Origin of the sequence: Laceyella sediminis (genome assembly GCF_003003125.1) — a bacterium.
Classification (GTDB): domain Bacteria; phylum Bacillota; class Bacilli; order Thermoactinomycetales; family Thermoactinomycetaceae; genus Laceyella; species Laceyella tengchongensis.
The window spans coordinates 38,326-56,508 of the sequence record NZ_PVTZ01000011.1 but is presented as its reverse complement, the minus strand read 5'-3'; the positions used below and the strand labels follow the sequence as shown (position 1 = coordinate 56,508).

Sequence of the window (18,183 nt, the reverse complement as noted above, 5' to 3'; positions counted from 1 at the left end):
ATGGTTGAACAGGCTTAGACCAGTTCTTTTGTCTCGCGGGCGATCATCAGTTCTTCGTTGGTCGGAATCACCAACACTTCCACTTTGGAAGCCGGTGTGCTGATGCGGCGTTCCTCTTTTTTGCGGATCGCGTTTTCTTCTTTGTCGATCTCAATACCGAAGAAGCTCAGCCCTTCACATACCCGTTCGCGAATCAATGAGGCGTTTTCCCCTACACCTGCGGTGAAAAGCAACACATCCAATCCATCCATCGCAGCCACATAAGAGCCGATCACTTTTTTGATCTTATAGATGTACATATCAATCGCCAGCTTGGCTTGGCTGTTGCCATCAAACATCGCTTCCGTCACTTCGCGCATGTCCGAAGAGATGCCTGACACGCCCAACAGGCCGCTGTGCTTGTTCATCATCGAACTTACTTCACCGATGGTCAATTCTTCTTTAGCGATCACAAACGGTACAATGGCTGGGTCGATATCCCCCGAGCGCGTGCCCATCATCAAGCCTTCAAGCGGGGTCATGCCCATGCTGGTATCCACTGATTTCCCGCCCTGAACGGCAGTGATGCTCGCACCGTTACCGATGTGGCAAGAAATGATTTTAAGATCGGCCAGCGGCTTGCCAAGGAATTCCGCCGCCCGTTGCGACACGTATTTGTGCGAAGTGCCATGGAAACCGTACCGACGCACTTTGTATTTTTGATATAGAATCCGAGGCAAAGCATACATATAGGCATAATCAGGCATCGTCTGATGGAATGCCGTATCAAATACCGCCACATGGGTAGCGTGAGGCAGTTGCGCTTGAGCCGCGTCGATTCCCAATAAGTTGGGGGGATTGTGGAGTGGAGCCAGATCAATCGTCTGGCGGATCGCTTGCCGCACTTGGCTGTCGATTACGACGGAACTAGAAAAGAACTCCCCACCGTGCACGACGCGATGGCCCACGGCTGCCACTTCATCCGCACTTTGAATGACGCCTTCTTCTTTGTCCATCAACAAGTCCAACACTTTTTTCATGCCCACGCGATGGTCGAGGATCTCGCTGATTAGCACCTTTTCTTCCGCACCAGGAACTTCATGTTTGATCATCGCTGATTCAGTACCAATCTTCTCAACCAATCCCGTCGCCAATACGGACTCATCAGTCATATCAAACAATTGGTATTTAATCGAGGAACTTCCGCAGTTGATCACCAATATCTTCATGCCTGGCCCTCCTTCATGATCCGTTCGCCGTCTTCGCTGTATTGGAAGAATCCTTCACCTGTTTTCACGCCCAAATGGCCAGCGCGCACCATTTTTTTCAACAGCGGAGCCGGGCGATATTTGGTGTCGCCAAATTCACGGTATAGGCGTTCCAGCGCCGCCAGCACAGAATCCAATCCGAAGCGATCCACCATCTCCAACGGGCCGTACTGGAATTGGTACGCTTTCATCGCCCGGTCGATATCGTAGGCGCTAGCCACCCCTTCCATCAATGTGTACACTGCCTCATTGATCAACAGACAGATCAAGCGGGTCGTCACAAAACCGGGTGATTCATACACCTCGATCCCGGTCATTTCCATTTGCGCCAACAAGTCGACCACCGTTTGTACCGTCTCTTGCGAAGTTTTCAATCCCCGCACAACTTCCACCAACGGGGTCTTTGGCACGGGATGCACAAAATGCAGACCGATCACTTTATCTGGCCGTTCCGTCGCAGCAGCGATCTCGGTCAAACTAAGAGTCGACGTGTTGCTGGCCAGGATCACTTCTGGTCGACACAACCGGTCGCACAGAGCAAACAATTCCAATTTGGCGTCGAGGTCTTCCACCACCGATTCAATTACGAAATCAACCTGTTTGAGGGCCTCCGTATCTGCCGTTGCGTGAATCCGGGACAGCGTCATCTTTTTCTCGGCTGGCGTAATGCCCCATTTTGCCAATTTTTTATCCAAACTCATTTCAATATGATGATAAGCGTCTTTCGCCAGTTCATCATTTCTCTCAATCACCGTTGTTTCAATTCCCTTGGATGCCAAGAGCTCGGCGATGCCTTGTCCCATGGTTCCGCCGCCGATCACGGCGATGTGCTGAATATTTGCCACGAGTTCTTGCTCCTTTCGCTTAAATAACCTTGTCTATTGTAGCAGGTTCTCGCCGTCATATCGTTAACAATTTCCGAAAAACTATCTAAAAAAGTACTTTTTCCTGTTATATGTATATAATTACATCCCTTCTCTCTATCTCTCCCTCTAGGTTGCTCCATCCTTATCCAAAATATATGCCCCTGCGGAAAGGATTCATGGACAATGCAAAAAAGCCTTGATAACGATTTATCAAGACACCTCGTAAACAAAGGTATGCGCCGGCCGCCTGTGATCGCTCCGCTGGGGGTGTGTTTGATCAGCCCTGAATTTTTCAGGCACACTAAAATGTGATAGGATACTGCAATGGACATGATTATAGCAGAAACGGGGTAAGGAAGCAAAGATGAATCCATACAAACAAACAATCGACGGGATCGGCACCACTTACTGGGCCGGAGTTGTTCTCCTGTCCATCCTGTATGTCGTGCTGTCCATGTTATCCAATCTCAGTTCACTCCGAATCATCAAGGTGTTCACGTTATCGATGGATGCTGGCTCGCTATTCTATCCTTTGACTTTTGTACTGCGGGACATGCTCCATCAAAAAACAAATCTCACGCTGACCAACCGCGTGGTAGTGTATGCCGGATTAAGCAACTTTCTGATGTTCAGCATCATCTATGTCGTGTCGGTGTTGCCCGCTGATCCTGCTGTAGGTCCGCAAACGGCATTTGGCCAAGTATTGCTCCCCTCCATCCGGATCATCTTGGGGTCGGTCATCGCCGGGGTCACCGCCGAATTGTTGGATGGATTGATCTATCAAGCGGTGCAACGGCGGTTTGGAGAAAAACGGCGGTACTTGCGCGTCGTGCTGTCCAATGCCGTCTCTATTCCATTTGACACGGCCATCATGAGCACCATCGCATTTTATGGACTCATCGACAACGCAACACTCATCAGCGTTACATGGTCCAACATTTTGCTCAAATATGCCTTTTCGTTCATCCTATTGCCTCTCTTTTACCTGCGCATCGCGAAACGCCAGCTGGACGGATCGCACTAAAAAAGCGTCCGCTTAACTCATGCGGACGCTTTTTCACGTAACAACTGTCTAAATTCATCCCCGTTCAACACTTCTTTGCGCATCAGAATCGCGGTGCACTCCTCAAACAACGGCAGGTATGAAGCCAATTGCTGTTCCGTACGGGTTTGCAATTCATTCAAAATCTTGGTGGTCGTCTCGTGCAACTCACTTTTTGCAATCAATTCGGCATCGATAATGCCGCGCTCAGATAGGCCACTTTGCACCAAACCCCGAGCATACCGATTCGCCTGCTCATAATCGTTTTGCGCTCCGGTACTCTTCGAGCCGAGCACCAATTGTTCTGCGGCGGCACCCGCCAGACAAACCCGAATCCGGCCTTCCAGCTGTTCTTTGGTGTAAAGATAGCGATCCTGCCCCGGATGCTGCCGCACATAGCCGAGCGCCTGCCCGCGCGGAGACAGGGCAACAGAGGAGACAGAGCCCGGTTGCACCAGCTCTGCCATGATCGCATGGCCCAACTCGTGAATCGCCACCCGCAATTTTTCGTCGTGGGCGGCTTTTCGATCCGTCTTCTCCCCCATCATCACTTTATCGATAGCCGCCTGAAAATGCGCCGGCTCCAGCTGCTCACTTCCTTGGCGCAGCGCGTAAATGGCCGCTTCATTGGTCAAGCTTTCCAACTGCGCGCCGGAAAAACCAAAGGTGTCCTGTGCCACTTTGTCCAACGAGACATCCGGTGACAATGGTTTGTTTCGCGCATGTAGGGTAAGGATTTGCAAGCGAGCTTGTTTGTCCGGCAAATCCACCAGGATATGGCGGTCAAACCGGCCCGGGCGGAGCAAAGCGGGGTCAAGCATTTCCTTGCGGTTGGTCGCGGCCATGATCAGCATGCGCACATCCCCATCCACATAAATGCCGTCCATCTCTGTCAACAATTGGTTCAAAGTCTGGTCATATTCACGTTGTTGGCCGCCTTCCCGCTTACCGCCGATCACATCGATTTCGTCAATGAAAACAATGGCGCTTTTCTTGCGATTTTTTTTAGCCGCTTTACGGGCATCCTGAAACAAGCGGCGAATCCGCTGCGCCCCGACGCCAACATACTTCTCCACGAACTCACTGCCTGACGCGCTGACGAACACCGAATCCGTGTAATGCGCTGCTGCTTTGGCCATCAGCGTTTTCCCCGTTCCGGGCGGCCCAGCCAACAAAATCCCCTTGATCGGCCGGATGCCGTATGCCTCCATCCGCTCGTGATGCAACAAGAAATCAAGGGCTTCTTTCAATTCCGTTTTGGCGTGTTCCTGACCGCCGATTTCCTCAAAGCGGGTAGTGGGAATCGTGGAACTTCCCTTGTTGTTAGCCGCTTTCTTTGCACCAAACGAGCCCTGCGATATTCGTCCGCCCTGCAAGGACGTCACCAGCCAAACCATGGCCAACAACACCACAAGTGGAAACGGATTTACCCCTAGAAAAATGAGAAAAAGGGCTACTGCCAAGCCAACACCTGTCATCAGATACAGGAACATCCCGATTCACCTCCCCTTTCTTTACGATGGCAACGCTTCCGCCCGATCAGTTTGCAACGGCACCACTTGCCTCCAAGTTCGATCGGCCTGTTGCAACTCCACATAGACAAAGCGTTCATCGATCCGCACTTTATAAGTCAACCTATGCTGTCGCGCCACCTGCTTGACGGCGTCCGGAATTAAGGTGTAGCGCTTGGTCACCACTGCTTCGCGCAAGGCGAATTGTAAGTCGGACCATGCTTGTTCCAATTCCGGATAGCGCGGATTGTCCAACACCACGGTCAGCTTACGATGACCTGCTGTCTGTTCCAATTTGTCCAACAAACGAGGATAACGTTGAATAAAGTCATACGTAGGATTTATATACAAATGAAGCCGGACTTCCGTCGGCATCACGTTGATCTTTGCCGGATGCAGGCCTGACTGCTGGTCGAGAGTCTGGTGAATGGGTTTTGTCACAAACCACCATTGACTGGCGAGAAAACCACCCATCAAGACCACCAGCGTGACCAACAAGCTGCCTACCAGCACTTTGGCTTGTCTCATTGGCCCGCCCCCTATACTATTTGTATAATAATTCTTCCCTGAAAAGTATATCATAATCTGATATATCGAACCGAGCGCCAAAGGTTGGAAATAAAAAAACAGCGCTTCCCAGCACTGCTTACATCAATTGATATGTTAGCTGTTGCACTTGGCCTCGGTCGGGTTCACGAATAATCAAGGTGACCCGCGTCAAGCGTCGAGAGTCTTGGACAGCTAGTTTGTAGGTAACAGCCATATTTACTGGCAACCGCACTGACTCATTGCTAAATAAGGCCTGCTTCAATTTGTCCAACAGCTTCCCATTGTCAATATCCACCTCGATCACGTCAACACGCCGGCCATCCACCCATTCCACAGGTCCTTTCCGAAATTTCCCGGCCACGCTCAAGACGAAGGACAGATGGTCGCGGGGTGACACCAGACCTGCTTGTTTGACAGTCATTAATTCCGTCCCGCTGTCATGGTAAGCATAAATATGCTCGCTGTTGCGTCGCATCACCAATTTCTGTGATGCCGCATCCTTCAAGCTCCAGTTATCCGCCACTTGCTTCCCAGTAAAGCGACGTTTGCCAGACATGATCTCCAGTTGAAACGGATATTCTTTTTTTTTCAACCACCCTTGAATCACCTGTCTAGCCGTCTGCGCCAACTTCTCCTGCGCCAACGCCTCCTTTTCTTTAACTGTGGGCTGATCGGCGACGAAGTCCGTTTGACAACCCATCAGCATCAAGGCGCAAACCAGACATCCGGCCATTTTTCTCATTTTGCCCTCCCCCTTCTCTTCTAATACCTACGAAAAAAACTGTGCGTTTAGACTACGCACGTTGGCCAAACCCTTGGTGAACATGCATGAGAAAAGCGCTTTATCAGCTTAACGCTGACAAAGCGCTTTTCGTACCTGTTTCGCTTATACGTTGGAAGCAGAGCCAACATCTTGGTCGAAGGGGCAAAATGTGTTAGTCATATTGCCCTCCGCTACGGTGATACTAACATCAACAAGGGAGGTGATTCCTTTGCCGCATCCTTCCCTTTATCCCGAGTGGATGCCCGAGTTGTTACAAACCCACTTGTCCCAAGAAGAACTGGAGAAAATCTCATCTTTTCTCCACACAGAAACCTGGATATCCCCTTCAGCGCACCGACGCTTATGGAATGACCCCGTTCCTGATATCCCTCTTCGTTTTCATCTAGATATTGACATTAAAGAATAACCTGTTGTTAGTATGACATAGACATTCCTGCCTATACCTTCCGCCTCATTCTATTCACTGCCAATTGATGGCAGTGCTTTTTTTTATTGCAACAGTGCTTGGAAAGCGCGTGTTGCTTCATGACGGATTTTCTCTTCATCCAGTGTCAGCAGCTCGCGGTTGACCATCAGCGGCTGACCATTTACATACATGTCCACCACATCACCACGAGACGCGGAATATACGACGTGGGACACCACGTCATGTAACGGTTGCATATGGGCACCGGTCAAGTCCAAAGTGATGAAGTCGGCTTTTTTGCCTACTTCCAACGTGCCGATTTCGTGATCGAGGAATAAGCATTCCGCCCCATAGATGGTCCCCATTTTTAACGCCGTCAGCGCCGGTACCGCTTCTGGATCAAGTTGGGCACCCTTGTGGATCAACGCGGCAAGCTGGATTTCCTCGATGAGATCCAAATTGTTGTTGCTGGCAGCCCCGTCAGTAGCCAATCCTGGGCGCATGCCTTTTCGCAACATGCTCGTCACCGGGGCAATTCCGCTACCCAATTTGAGATTGCTACCCGGGTTGTGAGCCACCTTTACGTCATGTTGCGCCAATATATCAATTTCTTCCTCTGTCACATGCACCGCATGAGCAACCAGCGCAGGCAGATCAAAGAAGCCGAGCCGACGCAAATGCTCAACGGGCCGAACCCCATAATCCCGCACATTTTGCTCCACTTCTTTCACCGTTTCAGACATATGCGTATGAAGGGGCAACTTCAATTCCCCCGCTTTTTCCACAAACCGCTTGATATACTCCGGTGGGCACGTGTAGGGCGCATGAGGTGCCAACATGGTGGTGATCCGGCCATCGGCTTGACCATGCCATTCAGTGGCGAAACGAACCGCCTCTTCAAACTTTTTATTTTGCATTTCCTCACTGCACAATCCAATCACCCCGCGAGTCAAGCGGGCGCGCATGCCAGATTCTTCTACCACGCGGGCGACAGCGTCCATATGATCGTACATATCCATGAAACAGGTGGTTCCGGATCGGATCATTTCCACCGCCGCCAACGCTGTTCCAGCCTGCACTTGGACATGGGTAAATTTCGCTTCCAATGGCCACATGTGCTCTTCCAACCACGTTTGCAACGGCAAATCATCGGCATACCCACGCAACAAAGTCATGGCCGCATGACCGTGTGTGTTGACCAAGCCAGGCAGGATGGCCTTGCCGCTACAATCGATGATCTCATCAAACTGTTCTTGTACTTGCGGCTCCGGGACTTCCCCTACATATGTAATCTTGTCATCCTCCACGCCCAAAGCGCCCTGCTTCAGCACTTCGGCACCATCTTTCATGGTCGCGACGGTCGCGTTGATAAATAACCGCTTCACTGACATCCCCTCGCTTTGCATTGATTTGTCTTTCTTACTGTACACGAAGAGAAAAGAATTTCATAGCCTGTGCCGATCAATAAATTGCAGGATGTCATCCAACCGCACCTTTTTCCGCAAAGCCTCCGCAAACAGATCCCCTTTCTGTTCCAGCCGGTCAAAAATGTTGGCGCAAGTGAATTGCTTAGGGGATAACGCGGGAGTCAATTCCTCCCATGAAAGTGGCGTGGAGACGGTCGCTTCCGGCACTGCCCGGATTGAATATGGCGCGATTAAGGTTTTATTGCGCCAATGCTGGAGATAGTCAAAGTAGATTTTATCCCCACGCTTGTTGACCGAGCGCTCCACAGTGATCAAAGCGGGTTGCCGCTCGGCGAAATAATGGGCGATGAATTTTCCGACTCTGCGTGTCTCATCATATGTGTATCGCGGCTCTAACGGCAGGTAGATCTGCAATCCGCTGGCCCCTGATGTCTTTACAATTCCGTCCAATCCCAATTGCAGAAGCAACTCCCGGATCATCAGCGCCGCTTCCACCACGCGTGGAAAACCGGGGACGCTAGGGTCCAAATCAAACACCAGCTCCGTCGGTTTCATTGGGTCATGAACCGTATTGAACGACACATGTAATTCCACGCACGCCAAATTGGCCAACCAAACCAAGGTGGGTGCATTATTGAGCATAACATATTCGATATCCCCATCGCTGACCGTTTCTATCCAATCCGGCCGATGGGGAGGGGCGTTTTTCTGATAAAACGACTTCCCCTTCACCCCATCTGGAAAACGGATCGTGGTTAACGCCCTGTTCCGGCAATAAGGGAGTAAATACGGGGCCAGCCGGTAATACGCCAGAATGAATTCCCACTTGCTCAACTGAGGAAACAATCGTTTATCGAGATTGGATATCTTTAATTCCTTTCCATCCACATGAACCATCCGATGCTCCACCCTTCTCCCTCCTCTGTGCCGGACTGGGACGTGTCTGGCAAATCAAGCATCACCTACTAGATGACGGAAAACCGCGGCATGAAAGCGGATCGGCATCGACGACCCCCTGAATGCTCGGCTGTCGCAAAGAATGCCCATCCACCCATTCCAGATAATTGACTTTAACTGTGAGCAAAGGAGTGACCCAAATTGCGCCGCTGATTCGCTCCGGCCGATTGTAAAAAGGCATCTCAGTTTGAACCAACGGGGTGACGCGTTTGGTGATATCCCGCCAATCCGCCTGGGTCAATTTCCCCGTGCCGGCATGCCCGATGTAGTGAAGACGGTCCCAATTATCGTACAACCCCAGTAAAAGCGAGTTGACCACCTTTCCCCTGAACGTCACCCCTCCTACCACGGCGATCAGGTCATGCGTCACTTTTTGTTTGCGCCAGCGCCCATCTTTTCCACCAATGACATAAGCACTGGTCAAATCTTTCACGACAATGCCTTCCAACCCTTGCTGGCGCACAGCCTCATACAGGCCATCAACATCGGTGAAGTTGGGCACCAACCGCACATGGTCCACCGGCCGGATGATTTGGTTTAACTGCGCTTGTCGTTCAGCCAATGGACAATCGGTCATCCATTCGCCATTCAGATAAAGCAAATCAAAAACCATATACGTGATCGGCACCCGCTTCATCGCTTGTGGCACTTTGTTCATTTGGCGTAAGCCATCCCGTTTCATCACTTCGTAAAACGAGGGCTTCCCTTCCCGCCAGGCGATGACCTCCCCATCCAAAATGACAGACGAAGCCGTGCAATAGTCACTGACCTGCGCCAATTCAGGATAGTGATGGGTTCGCTCATTCTTTTTCCGATTGAACAATTTCACCTGACCATTTTCAACATACGTCAACACCCGCACCCCGTCCCATTTGACTTGAGCAATCCAGCGCTCTCCTGAAGGTGGCGCATCCGTCACGACGGGTTCAAAAGGGATGATTGGTTTCAATTCCACGGAACTCGTTCCTTTTTTCGCAAATATATCTCTTAGAATGAAGAAGAGACGATGCGGCTATACATAGAAGCATCCATCATCGCTTGACATGACAAAATCACCATAGTAGTATTTAACCATACTAGCGTTATTCAAAAACACTACTATTATCCACCAACATCACTGATGAAAGGAGGAATTCATCTGATTCAGCGTTTAAAAGAGCTTGGCCTGTCTGAACTCGAAGCGCGTTGTTACCTCACACTCCATGAGGAGCCTCATTTATCCGGGTACGAAGTGGCCAAACGCGTTTCCACCTCGCGCACCAATGTTTATGCTGCTTTACGTTCACTCACCGACAAAGGCATTTGCCGAATCATCGAGGGCGATCCGGTTCATTATGACGCTGTACCCATCGATCAGTTGATTCGCTATATGCGGGTCAAGTTTGAACAAACCGCAAAAGGACTGGTGAATGAACTGAAATCCCCTCCTCGTTCCAAACCCTCTTTTTATAATTGGCAAGGAAACAAACATTTAGACACCGCGATACGCAGAATGATCTCCAATGCTAAAAAGAATATCCTTGTCGACATTTGGGCAGAAGATGTGCATTGGGTGGAAGAAGCATTGCTTGACGCTGAAGAGCGGGGCATTACCGTTGTCCTGATTGTTCTGGGAGAATGCCAAACTTCCCTGAAAAATGTGTTCATCCATAAAGCTGATGATTTGGAACAGGCTTGGCCAAAAATGGGGACAAGGAAATTTTCCATCCTGATCGACGGGCAAGCCGCCTTGCTGGGTGGGTTTGGCGGAGATGTAAAGTTGACCGCATTGGAAACGGACCATCCGGCTATCACGGAATTGCTTAAAAACGCATTCTACCATGATGTCGTTATGATGCGCATTGAGGAAGATTTCGGCGATGAGCTGGCAAGCCGATATGGCGAAAATTACGAGAAGATTATTGACTATTACATTCGGGAAAAGGGATGGGATTTTTAGCGTCGTCGAAGTTGGGAGTTCGGTCATATATTTAAATCCAAATGGGATCAGGAGGCTTTCAACATGCACGATTTAACATAAATCCGAGAGCTGTTTGCCAAGGAAGATGAGGTACTTAAGTCAATTCCGTACGGATTGGCGGAACGGGGAATGCCACAAATATCCATCCCACCCGAAGTGGGCAGAACATTGTATCTTCTGGCTAAAATCAGCGGAGCCACCAGAATTTTGGAACTGGGAACCCTAGGCGGATACAGTACCATTTGTTTGGCACGGGCCTTGCCATCTACCGGGAAGTGCTTCACCATTGAATTAAACGCTGAACACGCCCGCTTTGCTAATAACCTGGACGAGCAAGTGACGGTTATCGTGGGCGATGCTTCAAAGCAGTTGGAAATTCTAGCTCAGTCGGGGGAACGCTTTGATTTCTTCTTTATCGACGCAGACAAGCCCAACTTCGACCATTATCTGGAGAAAGCGATTTCCTTGGCTGCGCCAAATGCGGTAATTGCCATGGATAACTTGCTTTATTTCGGCGACAGCGTCTTGGATGAAACCAATGATAACCCCATATTGGCCAAGCTTCGTCAAGTTAATCAAACCTTGGCACAAGATCCTCGCATTGAGTCCATGCTGTTGCCGATCGGCGACGAATTGGGGATTGCCAAAGTGAAAAGTGTCTGACGTAAGTTAAGAAATCACTCTTTTTGTGCGCCAATGAGCCTGCTCTCAAATGAGTAGGCTCTTTTTAGCATAATAATACTCTCGCCCCCACCTCTAAATCTTGGGATATTAAAAATATAATTAAATTTATTAACAAACTACAGATTAACCCCGCGCCAATCACACCTATAAATCCCAGCAATAAACTAGAAACAATAATAACAAGATAACAAAAAAATGATAAAAAATTATAAATCTAAGCATATAATTGAAGGCTTTAATTTCGTGTTATATAATTCAAAACGTATCAAATGAGATTCTTTTCTTACCATTCCAAACCATTTCACAGGGGGGTGGTCTTGTGACCAAAAAGCTTCGCATATTGCCTATCGTCATGCTCGTTGTCCTGTTATTTGCTAGTATGGGCACCGTTTATGCCGACGGAACCAGTCCTGCCAAGGAAACGTCATGGATTGACCATATCTTAGGTTGGTTTGGCTCAAAACCTGTATCACAACCAGAAAAAGTAGTATCCCTTGGTAGTAAGGTAAAGATCGTATCTGACCCACTACCAAAAAACACTCCCAAAGCAACCAATGAACCTACTGTCATCGAACAGGACACCACTGCCAAAGTGATTAACGAGAAAGGAAAAGTGGTAGGGCAAAAGCACATTGCTAAAACACCAAAAGCAGCTTTAAAATCCAAAAACCGGGTGGTCACCGCGGTTATCGCGGCGGATGAAGAATACCGAAGAGCTTACCCTGATTGGCAAAACAGAACGAAAGAGATTGTCGAAAAAGCGGACAATGCGTTTATCCGCGATCACCAAGTCGATTTTAAGATTTCAGGATATCTCGAGTGGAAATCAGATGGGTACAACGGGGAGCAAATTCTGCAAGATTTGGACCGAGACAAAAACAGAGGGGTTTATGATTTTGTCATCGGATTTACCAAAGACGCTTACTTTAATTATGGTGGAATCGCTTATATGCAGCCCACGGGGGGCCCAGGTGGAAGTGCCGTCAGTGTAACGGCAGACATGCATCCCAATGCTATTTGGCATGTTGTTCAACACGAACTGTCCCATAACTTCGGTGTGCCACATGACTTACACGGCCCACAATATGAAAGATGCATCATGAACTATTATTACACGACACAGGTGGACATTTGGGACCAAAAACATAACCAAATCATCGAGCGAAACAAATACTGGTACGGAAATAGACAAAATAACCAAAACAATCAAAATGATCAAAATAACAACAATAAACCAAATAAACCAGACGTACCAACCTCTAACCCTTCCTCCTTTGAAACACAAGTCGTTCAATTGGTAAACCAAGAACGGACACGGAGAGGATATAAACCTTTGCAGATGGATGCCAAATTGTCTCAAGTTGCCAGATTGAAATCAGAAGATATGAGAGACAACAACTATTTCTCTCACCAATCGCCCACTTATGGCTCTCCATTTGACATGATGAGAAAGTTTGGTATCCAATACACCTATGCGGGTGAAAACATCGCCGCTGGACAACAAACCCCGCAAGATGTGATGAATTCTTGGATGAACAGCCCCGGACACCGTAGCAACATCTTGAATCCCAATTACACGACCATCGGCGTTGGTTTTGCCAAAGGCGGTTCTTATGGAACTTACTGGACACAACAATTCATCAGAAGATAGACCAAACACATCTTGTTTAATCAGGCCCATTCTAAACAGAATGGGCCTGGTTTTATAGCTGAGAGCTGTTTCACCGGCTTAAACGCTTATCTTTCATCAAAATCAATCTGATGATTGCAGTGTTTTTTTCAAGATGCGGTGACACCAACAAATTAAAATGCTATTAACATATAAAAATCTATACACCTCTGATAAACTTGCAGTAGTATTTTCGTAATCTGCAGGGGAGGTAATGACAATAAAGGAAATAAGAATAAAAGACTGGTTATTAAAAGTAGATGTTGAACAAACGACAAGATTATACTCTCAGCTTGGTACTTTTGCTGAGGAGTGTGGTTGCATTTATTGTCGCAACTACACCGAGGTAGCAAAAAACTTTTCAAATCCATTACGCTCATTCTTTGAATTGCTTGGAATAGACCCAACGAAAAGTGCTGGGGACATCAGTGAATATGAGCAAGAAAACCAAATGCATCTTTACGGTGGTTGGTATCATCTAGTTGGTGAAATGTTAAAAGGACCGGACTGTATGTTACCTCCTGAAAATTGGAATCAAATCAACTTGATTAAAATAGATTCTTTTGAAATGGGGTTTACCAGAAATCTTCAATTGGTATCACCTATTTTCCCAAAATCCGTTATACAGCTAGAGTTTGTGGCTAAGATTCCGTGGATTCTACCTGATCTTCCTGAAGATTCGGAGTGAATTTATTCACTAACCAATTTCGACCCTTATGATGACAAACAGCCAGCACTTAGGCTGGCTGTTTTCATTGCGACTTACTCTTCCAACAGCGAAACGATGCGATCAGTCAACTCGCTCGGTTTAGTGTTGGGCGCGTACCGTTCAACCACCTCGCCCCGGCGATTGACGAGAAACTTGGTGAAATTCCATTTGACCGCTTTACTACCCATGAGGCCCGGCGCTTCTTTGCAAAGATACTTGAATAGTGGGTGTGCTTGTTCCCCGTTCACATCCACTTTGGAAAACACGGGAAATGTCACCCCGTAATTAAGGGAACAAAACTCGACAATTTCTTCATCCGTCCCTGGCTCTTGTTCCATGAACTGATTGCAGGGGAAGGCCAAAATCTCCAGACCCGCATCTTTGTATCGCTCGTACAGTTCTTGCAATTCTTTGTACTGTGGTGTAAAGCCACATTTGCTCGCAGTGTTGACGATCAATAATACTTTCCCTTTGTATGCGTCCAACTGTTTCACTTCGCCGTTGGCTAACTTCGCTTCAAATTGATATACCGTCACAAGTTTGCCTCCTTTAATATACCTATAGATAGATTTTCCCCTATTCATCATACCACCTTTGACGACATTTACCTACTCTCTTTGCTACTTTGTGCTTGGGATTTGATCAGGCGGTGCAATTGGGGAATAAGGATCAAGCACAAGATATAAAAGATGGTTGTGATCCAATATACATAACGCACCCCCAACACATCTGTGACATACCCCATCAGCAAGACCGAAACGGCATATAAAATGTTTAACATGGTATAATGGGCAGATGCAATTTCAGGATAGGTTTCGTTGGTTGTGTTGCGTTGCAAGATGGTTTGCTGGGCGACGCGCCGAATTTGAAACATAGGCCCTAACAGCGTGATAAGTGTAAGCGCTAACCATGGCAAAGTTGTAAATGAAAAACTAAAGGTGAACAAAACCATTCCCGTCAAGCCAATGGCCATGCTGGCGACGATATGCTTCGACACCCACTTTGATATGGAGAGAATCACAAAGCCGGCAACCATCGTTCCAGCAAAGTAACCGGTGTTGATGATCCCCCACCAGAATGCGCCTTTGTGAAGAACTTGGTTGACAAAGACCAAAATGACCGCACCCGTCCAGATCCCCGCCCCCAACACGATTAGCAAGTCAATCGCGGTAACAATTCTAACAGCAGGACTATTCCAAATATTTACCCACCCGCTTTTGATCTGATTCCAGCGTCCGCTCGAACGTTTGGGCTCAACTTTGGAGCGATCCTTGATGAACAACGTGGAGACAGTAGAGACTGCAAACAAAATCCAAGTTAATGACAACAACTCCGCCTCGCTCATCACCGATAAAATCCCACCACCTACCGACCACCCTGTCAAAAGGGCGATCTGATCCATCGTGCTGAGCAAACTGTTTGCTTCCACCAACTCCCCGTCCTCCACCAATCTGGGCACCAGCGCATTTCGCGTCGGCGTCGTCCAGCCATCCAAAAAAGAGATGACAAACGTTAGCACCAACAAAAGAGGAATCATGCCTTCAATCTTGCCGTGCAAAAAAACAAGGATGACTACCACCGCCAACAACACCGTCTGGGAGGCTTGAGACATGAACAAGATGCGCTGCAAATGAAACCGTCCAAACAATAGCGGCGCGACCGTGCCGCTCATCGAAACAGCGATCACCCTGAAAAGCGGGAATAAAGCGGCGACCAACGTCAAACCTGTCATTTGATAAATCAACGTTACCATCGCTAAAATAAAAAATGAGTCCCCCAAGTTGGCCATGGTCTGACCAACCCAAAGGCAATGAAAAGAGCGATTTCGTTTCATGATTTTTCACCACTTTCTGCATTCCGAATCAAGATACAAACATACACTTTCATTATGTAAAAGGTTTAAAATTACAAATGTTCACTCATATTTTAACATAAACATTCAACCTAATGAAATAAATACTTTGACATCATCCCATAAAAAAAGAAGAGTGATCAGTTCGATCACCCTTCTTTCCCATCATTATGGTTGCAGGAAAATCTCATACTTATAACGGTCAGTCCGATAAATACACCGCGTGTACTCCATCACTTGGTCTTGCCCCATGTACGTTGTGCGCTGAAACAAAATCGCCAACGAGTGGTTTGGTAGCCCCAGTAGCTGGCTCTCATATTCATCTGTTAGCACAGGTTCAATCGTCTGCCTAGCGTACATAGGTTGATACTGATAATGATCCCTCAACACCGTATACAATGATTGCCCTTCTAACATCTCTTGGCTCAATCCAGGCACTTTTTGTTCATCAAGCCACACCGTTTCCAACGCCAAAGGCTCTCCGTCAACGATTCTCAATCGCTTCACTTCCACGACCTGCTCATGGTCCGGAGGCATCCGCAAATTTCGTTTCAAATTGAGCGTCGCATCCATGACAGAGAAGTTAAGCATCCGCGTTTCTACCGACAAGCCCTGTTCTTCCATCTCTTCGGTAAAACCTTTCAGACGCGTGATCAAATGTTTCGGCTTCGGCTCGGCCACAAAGGTACCTTTTCCCTGCTCCCTGTACAACACCCCTTCGTTGACCAAGGCGATAATGGCTTTGCGGGCCGTCATGCGGCTGATTTGATGGATTTCGCACAATTCCCGTTCAGGGGGAATTGCGTCGCCCGGCTTCAGCTGATCATTATCTATCATTTCCTGAATGATTTCCTTCAGCTGGTAATACAAAGGCACCGGACTGTTTTTCAACACCTTGCGCATCCTCTGATTCTTCACCATTCTTCCTTCCTTCTTTATCATGGTCGGGCCAACCGCACCGGCACGCCCCCCATGCATGCAACTTCCCCCAAGAGCTGACGAACCAATGTGGCCAGCTGTTGCTTGGTTGCGGCGTAAGTGGCCAAGGTCGTCACATCATGCGGTATCAACTCACTATCATAAGGGTCACGCAACATGATTGCAATAAGGGGACGCATCTTCGCAAGTTCTTTCATCACTGCGATCTGCCCGGGGAAGCGGTAAGCATTGACCGTCCCTTGCAAGATGACGTCAGCTTCGGCCGCCTGGAGCCTCAATTCAGCCAACGCCTGTTCCGCTTCATCCGGCGCCAATTCTACACAGACGGTGTGTGGAAAAGCCTGTTTGACATAAGCGGCCAACTTCAATTCCTGCTGGCTAGATGTATCCGCTTCCGACAAATCGCTTAACCGGGGGGAGATTACCAACAGCTTCGTGTCAGGAGACAGGGGCAGGAGGTGGCGCGGGTCGCACACAAGTGTAATAGACTGCTCCGCGATCTGGCGAACCAGCTCCTCGCCGCTGATCGACGGCAGCTTTCTGCTCTGTTGGTAGGCGGCGATTTTTTGCTTGAACCGCAAAATACGTTTCAAGGAGGTATCAATGCGCTCTTCCGTCAATTCGCCTTGCTCAACCGCTTGCACCAACCGGTAAAAAGCTTCCTCGACCGAGTCGCGGCTGTCATGAATGAAAGCGATATCTCCACCTGCCAAAATAAAACGCAAAACAGCCTCACCCGCAGAATACAGATTGCGCACCGCACCCATGGCCAAGTCGTCGGAGATAACTAATCCGTCATAGCCCATCTCTCGGCGCAACAATCCACTGATCACTTCTTCAGACAGGCTGGCCGGCAAGGAGCTACAGGCAGAACAAACCACATGCGACACCATCACGGAATCGATCCCACCGTCAACCAACTTCTTAAACGGCACATATTCTGTTTGTCTCAACACCTCTTCAGTGGCGTGGTTGACCGCCAATCCAACGTGCGTATCAGCCGCCGTGTTGCCATGTCCCGGAAAATGCTTGGCGCAGACCGCCACTCCACCGCGGTTGGCACCGAGGCTAAAATGAAAGCAATGGCTGGCAACCTGTGCGGGATCATCCCCAAACGCCCGCACCCCTATGACTGGATTGGTTTTCTCCAGATTGAGGTCGGCAACTGGCGCCAACAAGTGATTTATTCCCATTTCCGCCAACTCCCAACCGACTTGTTGGGCCTGAAGTTCAGTCAGTTCTATCGAGCCAGTCGCGCCCAAAGCCATGCTCCCGGGAAATTCGGTGACACAATCGCCAAACACACTCAAAACGCCACCTTCTTGGTCGCATGCAAAGATCACAGGCAAATCCAATCCAGAGGCTGTATAAGCTTGCTGAATGTCACTCGTCAACTTCTTCACCTGAGCCGGATGTTCAATATTCGGCCCGTTGATGCGATAACCCGCGAGTGGAACCCTCTCAATGAAACGGCGGAAGGACTCGCTCAAGGCGGTCCCCTCCGCTTGCCCGACCAGCAACTGGCCGATTTTTTGTTCCAAACTCAGCGATGTCAATCGCTCTTCCATTTGGCTGAGCATG

16 protein-coding genes and 1 pseudogene are annotated in these 18,183 nt (G+C 48.6%); 5 read left to right on the top strand and 12 right to left on the bottom strand.

All coding sequences use genetic code 11. The features are described 5' to 3' along the window. Positions 1–14 precede the first annotated feature (14 nt). Positions 15–1,208 carry an acetate/propionate family kinase gene (locus CLV36_RS13015; RefSeq protein ID WP_106342933.1) on the bottom strand — a complete coding sequence of 398 codons (1,194 nt, stop codon included), beginning with the start codon at positions 1,206–1,208 and terminating at the stop codon, positions 15–17. Next, a pseudogene (locus CLV36_RS13010) lies at positions 1,205–2,098 on the bottom strand (3-hydroxyacyl-CoA dehydrogenase family protein); the annotation flags it as partial. The gene CLV36_RS13015 and the pseudogene CLV36_RS13010, both read right to left, overlap by 4 nt. A gap of 379 nt (positions 2,099–2,477) precedes the next feature. On the opposite strand from CLV36_RS13010, the gene CLV36_RS13005 reads away from it, so the two are divergent. Continuing rightward, positions 2,478–3,137: a queuosine precursor transporter gene (locus tag CLV36_RS13005; RefSeq protein ID WP_106342932.1), complete on the top strand. Its 660-nt coding sequence runs from the start codon at positions 2,478–2,480 to the stop codon at positions 3,135–3,137. Between the two features lie 17 nt (positions 3,138–3,154). Here CLV36_RS13005 and CLV36_RS13000 read toward each other — a convergent pair whose 3' ends face one another. The 6 genes from CLV36_RS13000 to CLV36_RS12975 all read right to left on the bottom strand — a co-directional run bounded on the left by CLV36_RS13000 (position 3,155) and on the right by CLV36_RS12975 (position 9,744). After that, positions 3,155–4,648, bottom strand: coding sequence for an AAA family ATPase (locus CLV36_RS13000; RefSeq protein WP_106342931.1), 1,494 nt, complete (start codon positions 4,646–4,648; stop codon positions 3,155–3,157). Positions 4,649–4,669: 21 nt separating this feature from the next. Next, entirely contained in the window at positions 4,670–5,194 is a 525-nt protein-coding gene (locus tag CLV36_RS12995) for a hypothetical protein (protein ID WP_106342930.1), read from the bottom strand. Between the two features lie 118 nt (positions 5,195–5,312). Continuing rightward, positions 5,313–5,957, bottom strand: coding sequence for a hypothetical protein (locus CLV36_RS12990; RefSeq protein WP_106342929.1), 645 nt, complete (start codon positions 5,955–5,957; stop codon positions 5,313–5,315). Positions 5,958–6,488: 531 nt separating this feature from the next. Beyond that, entirely contained in the window at positions 6,489–7,796 is a 1,308-nt protein-coding gene (locus tag CLV36_RS12985; protein ID WP_106342962.1) for an amidohydrolase family protein, read from the bottom strand. Between the two features lie 54 nt (positions 7,797–7,850). After that, the gene (ligD, locus tag CLV36_RS12980) at positions 7,851–8,741 is read right to left on the bottom strand and encodes a non-homologous end-joining DNA ligase (RefSeq protein WP_245888363.1); all 891 of its coding nucleotides are present in this window, start codon (positions 8,739–8,741) and stop codon (positions 7,851–7,853) included. A gap of 49 nt (positions 8,742–8,790) precedes the next feature. After that, positions 8,791–9,744, bottom strand: coding sequence for an ATP-dependent DNA ligase (locus CLV36_RS12975; RefSeq protein ID WP_106342928.1), 954 nt, complete (start codon positions 9,742–9,744; stop codon positions 8,791–8,793). A 183-nt stretch (positions 9,745–9,927) separates the two neighbouring features. Here CLV36_RS12975 and CLV36_RS12970 point away from each other — a divergent pair, with 183 nt between their 5' ends. The 4 genes from CLV36_RS12970 to CLV36_RS12955 all read left to right on the top strand — a co-directional run bounded on the left by CLV36_RS12970 (position 9,928) and on the right by CLV36_RS12955 (position 13,790). Continuing rightward, positions 9,928–10,728, top strand: coding sequence for a TrmB family transcriptional regulator (locus CLV36_RS12970; protein ID WP_106342960.1), 801 nt, complete (start codon positions 9,928–9,930; stop codon positions 10,726–10,728). Between the two features lie 81 nt (positions 10,729–10,809). Continuing rightward, positions 10,810–11,412 (top strand): O-methyltransferase, encoded by a 603-nt coding sequence (locus tag CLV36_RS12965; protein ID WP_219904913.1) that lies wholly within the window; start codon positions 10,810–10,812, stop codon positions 11,410–11,412. Positions 11,413–11,785: 373 nt separating this feature from the next. Beyond that, the gene (locus tag CLV36_RS17920; RefSeq protein ID WP_342748025.1) at positions 11,786–13,084 is read left to right on the top strand and encodes a CAP domain-containing protein; all 1,299 of its coding nucleotides are present in this window, start codon (positions 11,786–11,788) and stop codon (positions 13,082–13,084) included. 232 nt (positions 13,085–13,316) lie between these two features. Next, complete coding sequence (locus CLV36_RS12955; protein WP_106342926.1) at positions 13,317–13,790, top strand: hypothetical protein; 474 nt, start codon at positions 13,317–13,319, stop codon at positions 13,788–13,790. A 74-nt stretch (positions 13,791–13,864) separates the two neighbouring features. On the opposite strand, the gene CLV36_RS12950 is transcribed toward CLV36_RS12955, so the two are convergent. The 4 genes from CLV36_RS12950 to CLV36_RS12935 form a co-directional block, all read right to left on the bottom strand. Further along, positions 13,865–14,347, bottom strand: coding sequence for a glutathione peroxidase (locus CLV36_RS12950; RefSeq protein WP_022739052.1), 483 nt, complete (start codon positions 14,345–14,347; stop codon positions 13,865–13,867). A 68-nt stretch (positions 14,348–14,415) separates the two neighbouring features. Then, the gene (locus CLV36_RS12945; protein WP_106342925.1) at positions 14,416–15,645 is read right to left on the bottom strand and encodes an MFS transporter; all 1,230 of its coding nucleotides are present in this window, start codon (positions 15,643–15,645) and stop codon (positions 14,416–14,418) included. A gap of 186 nt (positions 15,646–15,831) precedes the next feature. Next, positions 15,832–16,584 (bottom strand): GntR family transcriptional regulator, encoded by a 753-nt coding sequence (locus CLV36_RS12940; protein WP_219904912.1) that lies wholly within the window; start codon positions 16,582–16,584, stop codon positions 15,832–15,834. 17 nt (positions 16,585–16,601) lie between these two features. After that, positions 16,602–18,182: a glycoside hydrolase family 3 protein gene (locus CLV36_RS12935; RefSeq protein WP_106342924.1), complete on the bottom strand. Its 1,581-nt coding sequence runs from the start codon at positions 18,180–18,182 to the stop codon at positions 16,602–16,604. Between the last annotated feature and the right edge of the window lies 1 nt (position 18,183).